General features: G+C 45.6%; 9 protein-coding genes. 5 read left to right on the top strand and 4 right to left on the bottom strand.

What is annotated here, in order from left to right; all coding sequences use genetic code 11:
• Positions 1 to 81: 81 nt before the first annotated feature.
• Both H6F44_RS21640 and H6F44_RS21635 read right to left on the bottom strand, forming a co-directional pair.
• The gene (locus H6F44_RS21640) at positions 82 to 651 is read right to left on the bottom strand and encodes a thermonuclease family protein (protein WP_190353165.1); all 570 of its coding nucleotides are present in this window, start codon (positions 649 to 651) and stop codon (positions 82 to 84) included.
• A 60-nt stretch (positions 652 to 711) separates the two neighbouring features.
• The gene (locus tag H6F44_RS21635; RefSeq protein ID WP_190353164.1) at positions 712 to 1,212 is read right to left on the bottom strand and encodes an LmeA family phospholipid-binding protein; all 501 of its coding nucleotides are present in this window, start codon (positions 1,210 to 1,212) and stop codon (positions 712 to 714) included.
• 114 nt (positions 1,213 to 1,326) lie between these two features.
• Here H6F44_RS21635 and rodA point away from each other — a divergent pair, with 114 nt between their 5' ends.
• Together rodA and H6F44_RS21625 are read left to right on the top strand one after the other, a co-directional pair.
• Positions 1,327 to 2,583 (top strand): rod shape-determining protein RodA, encoded by a 1,257-nt coding sequence (rodA, locus tag H6F44_RS21630; protein WP_190353163.1) that lies wholly within the window; start codon positions 1,327 to 1,329, stop codon positions 2,581 to 2,583.
• A gap of 109 nt (positions 2,584 to 2,692) precedes the next feature.
• On the top strand, positions 2,693 to 3,145 hold the full coding sequence (locus tag H6F44_RS21625) for a QcrA and Rieske domain-containing protein (protein ID WP_190353162.1): 453 nt from the start codon (positions 2,693 to 2,695) through the stop codon (positions 3,143 to 3,145).
• 128 nt (positions 3,146 to 3,273) lie between these two features.
• Here the strand turns inward: H6F44_RS21625 and rpsR are convergent, their stop codons facing one another.
• Positions 3,274 to 3,495, bottom strand: a complete 222-nt coding sequence (gene rpsR / locus H6F44_RS21620) for a 30S ribosomal protein S18 (protein WP_055074037.1) — start codon at positions 3,493 to 3,495, stop codon at positions 3,274 to 3,276.
• A gap of 96 nt (positions 3,496 to 3,591) precedes the next feature.
• Positions 3,592 to 3,786: a 50S ribosomal protein L33 gene (gene rpmG / locus H6F44_RS21615; RefSeq protein ID WP_009629301.1), complete on the bottom strand. Its 195-nt coding sequence runs from the start codon at positions 3,784 to 3,786 to the stop codon at positions 3,592 to 3,594.
• Positions 3,787 to 3,894: 108 nt separating this feature from the next.
• Between rpmG and H6F44_RS21610 the strand changes: the two genes are divergently transcribed.
• From H6F44_RS21610 to H6F44_RS21600, 3 genes are all read left to right on the top strand, one after another.
• The gene (locus H6F44_RS21610; protein WP_190353161.1) at positions 3,895 to 5,112 is read left to right on the top strand and encodes a DUF790 family protein; all 1,218 of its coding nucleotides are present in this window, start codon (positions 3,895 to 3,897) and stop codon (positions 5,110 to 5,112) included.
• A 510-nt stretch (positions 5,113 to 5,622) separates the two neighbouring features.
• On the top strand, positions 5,623 to 6,522 hold the full coding sequence (locus H6F44_RS21605; RefSeq protein WP_190353160.1) for an ABC transporter permease: 900 nt from the start codon (positions 5,623 to 5,625) through the stop codon (positions 6,520 to 6,522).
• Positions 6,519 to 6,995, top strand: a complete 477-nt coding sequence (locus H6F44_RS21600; protein ID WP_190353159.1) for a hypothetical protein — start codon at positions 6,519 to 6,521, stop codon at positions 6,993 to 6,995. The genes H6F44_RS21605 and H6F44_RS21600 overlap by 4 nt, the downstream gene beginning before the upstream one ends.
• Positions 6,996 to 7,024: the final 29 nt, after the last annotated feature.

The following is a 7,024-nucleotide window of genomic DNA, read 5'->3' as shown; positions in this document are numbered from 1 at the left end:
CATTTTAAATTTCTTTTCTCTTGCCTGCCAACGCTACTATCTCCTACCTGTGCCTGTTTCTTAATTATTTTTCCCATTCCATTACGAGCGGAATGTGGGTTTATTGTCGCGCCGAAACTGGCTGGGGGAAACTATATCTGTACCCTTGACCCATATGCCTAAATGCTCACTTTGTGCCTTTAGTTCCAATTCGGCGTAACCTTGGCAATCCTTTTCCTGTAAGCGATCATAATGGGCAAGCCCCAAGGATACCATCACCTTATTGGCATTTTGTCCACCAGCTAAAACTTCGGCATTGTAACGCCCAAATTTGTCCTTATTAAAAACCCTGATATAGATTTCCTCATCCTTGAGAATGTTATCAAGCACCTTACGGGCGTGCTGACCTTCATCTTGCAACAACTCAGGCGCGTCAATACAAGCTAAATGTACCTTAGTTTTGATCCCCCGATCCACGAGGGTAATATTATCGCCATCAAATACCCGCACCGCATAGGGGGCTGCCCATACAGGTGCGATCGCCATATTTGCGATACCGAAACCCATACAAATAACGGCAAGCATGGCGCTAAATAAATACTTGGAAAGATATTTGAGGCTTAGCAAAGGGTTGAGCAAAGAGTGGGCAAAAAGAATATATAAATTAATCATACAGCGCTTGACGCTGAATAGATAAGTGTGGGCGGCGCTTCGTGCTGCTTATCCTTACATTCATGTTGCCGCGATCGCGAAGGCTCCCCGACATTGCGCCGCCCCATCGTTGATTTTCAATTCATGGAGAGTAAATTGATCGCCAAGTTTTTCTAATAATGTTTCTAAAAGATGGCGGATATCTTGATCGTTTTGGGCAATGGGCGCAGTCTCAGAGGCGATCGCCTCCAGTAATAGGGGCGATCGCAAGCAACTTTGCAGATCCTCAGCATTAAGATTTACCGCCATCGTCACCTCAATAGCATTCAGCAATCGCAACGGCTCCCCCTTAAGCATTTGGGCAATATTGAGATGGATATTTGCCGCAGTTAACTCAATATGACTAATAGCCAAGCTTTGATATTTCGCCCCTACGCCGATCACCGTTGCTTGAGGAATATCCCCACCCAAAATCTGACGGCTCCGCCCCGCAATTGCGATCTCAATCAGATCAATATGCTCCACCTGCGATCGCAGCCAAAGCTTAACAATAGGAATCAGCACAGAACTAACAACAGACATGACTTAGCAGCTTAAACTTAGAAGCTTAATAATCGGCTCACAATTTTAACATTGCCAAAGGGGAAAATAGCATAGCCATTTTCCCCTTTGGTATAATGTCTGTTAAAAAAACTTATGATCGTCAAAGGTTTAGAACTGCCAAACTGGGAAAATATTAAGCGGGAATGGCGAGATGCCGACCCATTGCTTTTGATATTTCCGATCATTTTGATGACTATTGGTGGTATTGCCATCTATAGCTCAGATTTTAGCAATCAACGGACGGACTGGTGGCAGCATTGGGTTACAGGTGGTGTGGGACTAGCGGTCATGTTTGCGATCGCCCGTCTGCACTATGACCAATTGCGGCAGATCCATTGGTTTCTTTACGGGATTACCATTCTCTCCCTAGTGCTAGTTATGTTTGTTGGCACAACCGCCTTAGGGGCAGAACGCTGGATTTCCATTGGCGGATTTAATATTCAGCCATCAGAATTTGCCAAGGTCAGCATCATTATTAGCCTTGCCGCAGTGATGCACGATCGCCCAATCCAAAGCCCCATTGATGTATTCAAAGTGGCATGGGTAACACTGCCGCCTTGGATCTTGATCTTTCTACAACCCAACTTAGGCACGGCATTAGTATTTGCGGCGATTACCATGGGAATGCTCTATTGGGCAGGGGCGAGTTTGGGCTGGCTAGTGCTGCTATTTTCGCCGATTGTCTCCGCAGTTCTATTTTCGTTGTATCTCCCTGCATGGTTTGTGTGGGTAATACTCATGGGGGTGACAGCTTGGATCTCTCTGCCTTGGTTTCGCATATTTAGTACCGTAATTGCCCTAGCGATCAACTTAATTTCAGGTCAGGCAGGGATTCTGCTCTGGAATATTCTCCATGATTATCAAAAAAGACGCTTACTGCTATTCATTGATCCCAATCAAGACCCGCTAGGTGCTGGCTATCACGTCATTCAATCTAAGATTGCGATCGGCGCGGGCAAACTCTTAGGACAAGGTTGGCTCAAGGGTACGCAAACTCAGTTAAGTTTTATTCCTGAACAGCATACAGATTTTATTTTTTCGGCGATCGGTGAAGAATTTGGATTTGTCGGCTGTATTTGTGTATTACTGCTATTTGTGGGTATTTGCTGGCGTTTGTTAGTGATCGCTGTCAATGCTAGAGACAATTTTGGTTCACTACTGGCGATCGGCGTATTTTCCTTTGTTCTATTCCAAACCTTCGTCAATATTGGCATGAATATCAATGTCGCACCCGTTACAGGCATTCCCTTACCTTGGCTCAGCTATGGGCGTTCGGCGTTATTGGCAAACTGTATGGCGATCGGGCTGGTGGAATCCGTAGCTGCCCATAGACGCACGATTAAGTTTTAATCCCTAAAATTGATGCTGCGGCGCTTCGCGCCGCAGCATCAATTTTAAAACGATTAAGATAAGATTTATTTAGAAGATCAACGCATCCATCTTTACCTCACATTGAACTATGAATCTAAATCGCCGTAAATTGCTATCTTGGCTCGGACTAGGTTGGCTAGCCAGCCTACTGCCTTCCTCCCTAGTTGGTTGCAGTGACGCTACAACCACTTCCCAATCGACTACGACCACTGCTGCTTCTGAAAGTGTTGCTGCCTCTCCTGCGGGTACTTTCAAGTCCGTTGGCAAGCTGTCACAATTAGGTAAAGATCAACCAATTATATCGGGCAAGATTGCGGTATTACGCGATCCCAAAAATGAGGCGGCGGTCTTGGCAGTGAGTACAGTCTGTACTCACAAGGGCTGTGATGTAAAGTGGCAAAAAAGCGCCAGTGCTTTTGTCTGCCCTTGCCATGATGCTAAGTTTGCGGCTGATGGTGCTGTCCTTGGTGGTCCTGCTGATAAGCCTTTGACCAAGTACGCCACCAAAATCGAAAATGGTGAGGTATTCGTTAGGGCATAAGTACAAAAAGGGAACCACAATGTGGTTCCCTTTTTGTTGTGAGATGATAGTTTATCAAGGCTGCGAGTTATCTAAAGACCCTAAAGATATAACCCTAAAGACATATAAAGCAGCGCAGAGCGCTATATCTAGCCTTCTTTGTTGATGAAAGGTAACAAAGCAACTACGCGGGCTTGTTTAATTGCAGTGGTCAAAGCCCTTTGTTGCTTTGCAGTCAAGCCTGTGATGCGGCGAGGAAGAATTTTGCCGCGTTCGGTGATGTACTTACGCAGTAATTCGACATCTTTATAGTCGATTTTGGCAGCAGGCGCGATCGGGGAGAGGCGCTTGCGATAAAAGGAGGAGTTCATTGCCATGATTGGGATTATGCGATTTTGGTTAATGGATTAACAAGATGTTAGAAACTAATTACAAGAAACTAATCACTAGAAACTAATTACTAGAAACTATTTGATTTCTTTGTGAACTGTATGGGAGTTGCAATGGGGGCAGAACTTTTTGAGTTCTAATCGGGCGGTGGTATTACGGCGATTTTTCATGGTTGTATAACGAGATACACCAGGCGATCGCTTATTGGCATTGGTGCGACATTCAGTACACTCCAACGTAATAACCAGACGGACACCTTTGTTTTTAGCCATTTTTTTAGTTGTGATATTACTTAAAAGTGCGATCTACAATTATTACACAAGAGCGCCCATAGTTGTAAAGCCCCGAAAATTGTTTTTGATATTGTTTTTGATAAGTCTATGCTGCCTAGTGAACTGCTCATGCACCGCCGTAATGGTGAAACCTTAATTCCTAAAAGATTGAAGGTAGATAGTCATCATTTGGCGATCGCTGCCGATTTGATCAATATTTTCGAGAATCTGCGTGGGCAAACACAGGGAGAGCTAGATCGACAGTTGCAAGAGCTAGAGGGGGATACCCCAGACTATCGGGTAAAAAGGGGATTAGCGCATATTCTCAAGTCTAGCTTCAGCACCTTTGAAATTGTTAGCCCGATGGAGCCGCAAGAATTACGGCGGTTAGTATTTACGCGATCGGCAACTAAAATTCCTTGTGCAACTGCGACAAGCCAAACCTTAAAGGAGGTTGCCGCCACCCTCTCACAGGATCTTCAGCGTGAAATATTGACCACGCACATTACCGATGGACTTTATGCCGACTTAATGGAAAACCGCATTCTGACTCAGTTTGATCCGCCAACCCCTGAGGCTTTAATCCATCGTTTCAATCTTTCGCAGGTGCAAGGCATCTTCTATCGTGCTAGTCAGATGATTTTGACGGTGCATCGCAATGACCCAGGCGAATACAAATTACTATTCCGCTATCTCAAATTGTTTCAACTCATGGCTTACATTGAGGGCGATCTGGACTATGGCTTTACGATCACTGTCGATGGCGCGGCTAGTTTGTTTGGCAATAGTACCCGCTATGGATTGGCGATCGCTAAGTTATTACCCGCATTACTCCATGTCACCAAATGGAGTTTACAAGCAACACTCATCGAAAAAGATAGTTATTCGCAACTGAAGCGTAAGGGGTTGTTTACCCTCGACTCTAGTTGCGATCTAGTCAGTCACTATCCTGCGGGGAAGCCCTATGACAGTGCGATCGAGTCATCCTTTGCCGAACGTTGGGCTGATTTAAAAACTGAATGGAAGTTGGAAAGGGAAGTGGATTTGATTCCGATTCCTGGCAGTGTGATGATCCCTGATTTTCGCCTAGTGCATCCCGATGGACGCAGTTACCTGTTAGAGATTGTCGGCTATTGGCGACCTGAATATTTACGCAAAAAGTTTTCGCAGGTACGTCAATCCAATTGCGATAATTTGATCTTGGCAATTTCTGAGCGGTTAAATCTGGAAAAAGCTGGGGTGAAAGTTAGTGATACCCCTGCTATGACATTGTGGTTTAAGGATAAGCTGTCACCCAAGGCGGTGTTGCAAATGATTTCACCCTAATGCACACAACCCAGCAAGATTTTTGACCAAGTAGCAATCAGAAATCTTGCTGGACTAATCAAAAACTTAACTCATCCATAACCAGACCTAAACCTTTAGTCGTCACTTCCCCCTGTACTATCAATGGTGAGCTGTGTATCTCATCTCTTGTCCCTTTTTGTCTCTTATCTCATAATGAGACTCTATGCCTAGCAAAGCTTTTCAGGCTTTTTTGCACCAATAAGGAAAATGGGTCTGAGGTAAATTCAACATTCCCTAAAATGAGTCCGCTTAATCCACAATACCAAAACATGAAACAAAGCGTTTTCCAAAAAATTACAGCGTTTGTTGAGAAGTTTAAAGGCGTAGGTGGGCAGATTTAGGATCGCCCATACATGAAAAAACAATAGGCGATCGCCCGTTTGAGCATAGGCTAATTCTGGCTCTCCTTTCTATCAACAATCTTTCTATCAACAATATTTAGAGGCAGTTATAATGGCAAGAATATAGGCAATAAAATCAGCAAATATCATGGCGCAGACATCTTTACCCGCGATTGCCACTAGCGATCGCCCCCAACCCTTTACCCCTGAAACTCCATTTTCCCCTAGCACAAACCCTTGGTCAGCCGACTTTCAGCAGGAAGTCGTTGCTCTGACCACTCGCCTATTCATTCAATTGCGCCGCCGTCCAACGACCTTGATCGCAGGTGTATTGCAACCCTTGATGTGGTTGTTGCTGTTTGGCGCACTATTTAGCGGACTCCCCAAAGGGCTAGTGGGCGAAGACCAAACCTATGTGCAGTTCTTGGCAGCAGGAATTATTGTATTTACCGCCTTTAGTGGCGCTCTCAATTCGGGACTGCCCATGTTGTTCGATCGCGAGTTTGGCTTTCTCAATCGCATTTTGGTTGCGCCTTTGGTATCAAGATTTTCCATTATTGCCGCCTCCGCCATTTTCATCATTACCCTGAGTATGGTGCAAACCTTGGCGATCGTCTCAGTTAGTGGTGTGATGGGGGCAGGCTTGCCCAGTGCTAGCGGTCTGGCATTGATGGCTTTGATCCTCACCCTGCTCATTGTTGATTTTACGATGTTGAGCTTGGGGCTTGCCTTTGCGATGCCAGGACATCAGGAAATGCTTGCCTTCATCTTTTTGGTGAATTTGCCTTTGATGTTTTCGAGTACTGCCCTTGCTCCCCTTAGCTTTATGCCGACATGGTTACAGTGGATTGCCAGCTTAAATCCCCTATCTTGGGCGATCGAGCCGATTCGCTATGTCTATAGTCATAGTGCTTGGGGTTGGGATAGTGTTATTTTCACTGCGCCTTGGGGGACGATGACGATCGCCACAGCCGCGATCGCTTTGTTAGGATTTGGTGCTTTTGTGGCGGTAGCAATTCGCGGTGTATTGCGCCGAGGGGTGGCATGATTGCGGAGGCTGAGCCAAATCCAAATCCAACCACGCCACCACCTTTTGCTGATAATTGGTCATATCTGAAGGCGGAACTGGCATGGCTGGATCGCTTGTTAATGCGATCGCTTGCCAAGCAAAGACAAGATAATCAAGCGGTTGAACGGGTGGCGAAAAATAATGCCGATCGTGCTAGTAGTCATTGGTGGAAGGGCTTTATGGCGATCGATCCATCTAAAGGCGGCAGTGCTGCCCCTAGTCCGCCAACGATCGTACACCCCCTCGGACGCTATGGTGATCGCCTTGAAGCCAGCCGCGCCCAAAATATTCACCTAGCGATTCCCGCCCTTTGTGATTTTCTGAAACTAGGGCATTTCGAGCGGGATTTACTAATTCTCTGCCTTGCTCCCGAAATCAGCCTTGCTGTAAATAATTCGTTGATGGCTAAACAGGTTGAGAAGGGAAGCAAAGATGATTCCAATGACCATTAAGTTCAGCTATCTTGAGCAAGCTTAAAGCT

The organism is Pseudanabaena cinerea FACHB-1277, assembly GCF_014696345.1.
GTDB classification, from domain to species: Bacteria; Cyanobacteriota; Cyanobacteriia; order Pseudanabaenales; family Pseudanabaenaceae; genus Pseudanabaena; species Pseudanabaena cinerea.
Note: the sequence above shows the minus strand (reverse complement) of the source record. Positions and strands in the feature narration are given on the sequence as shown.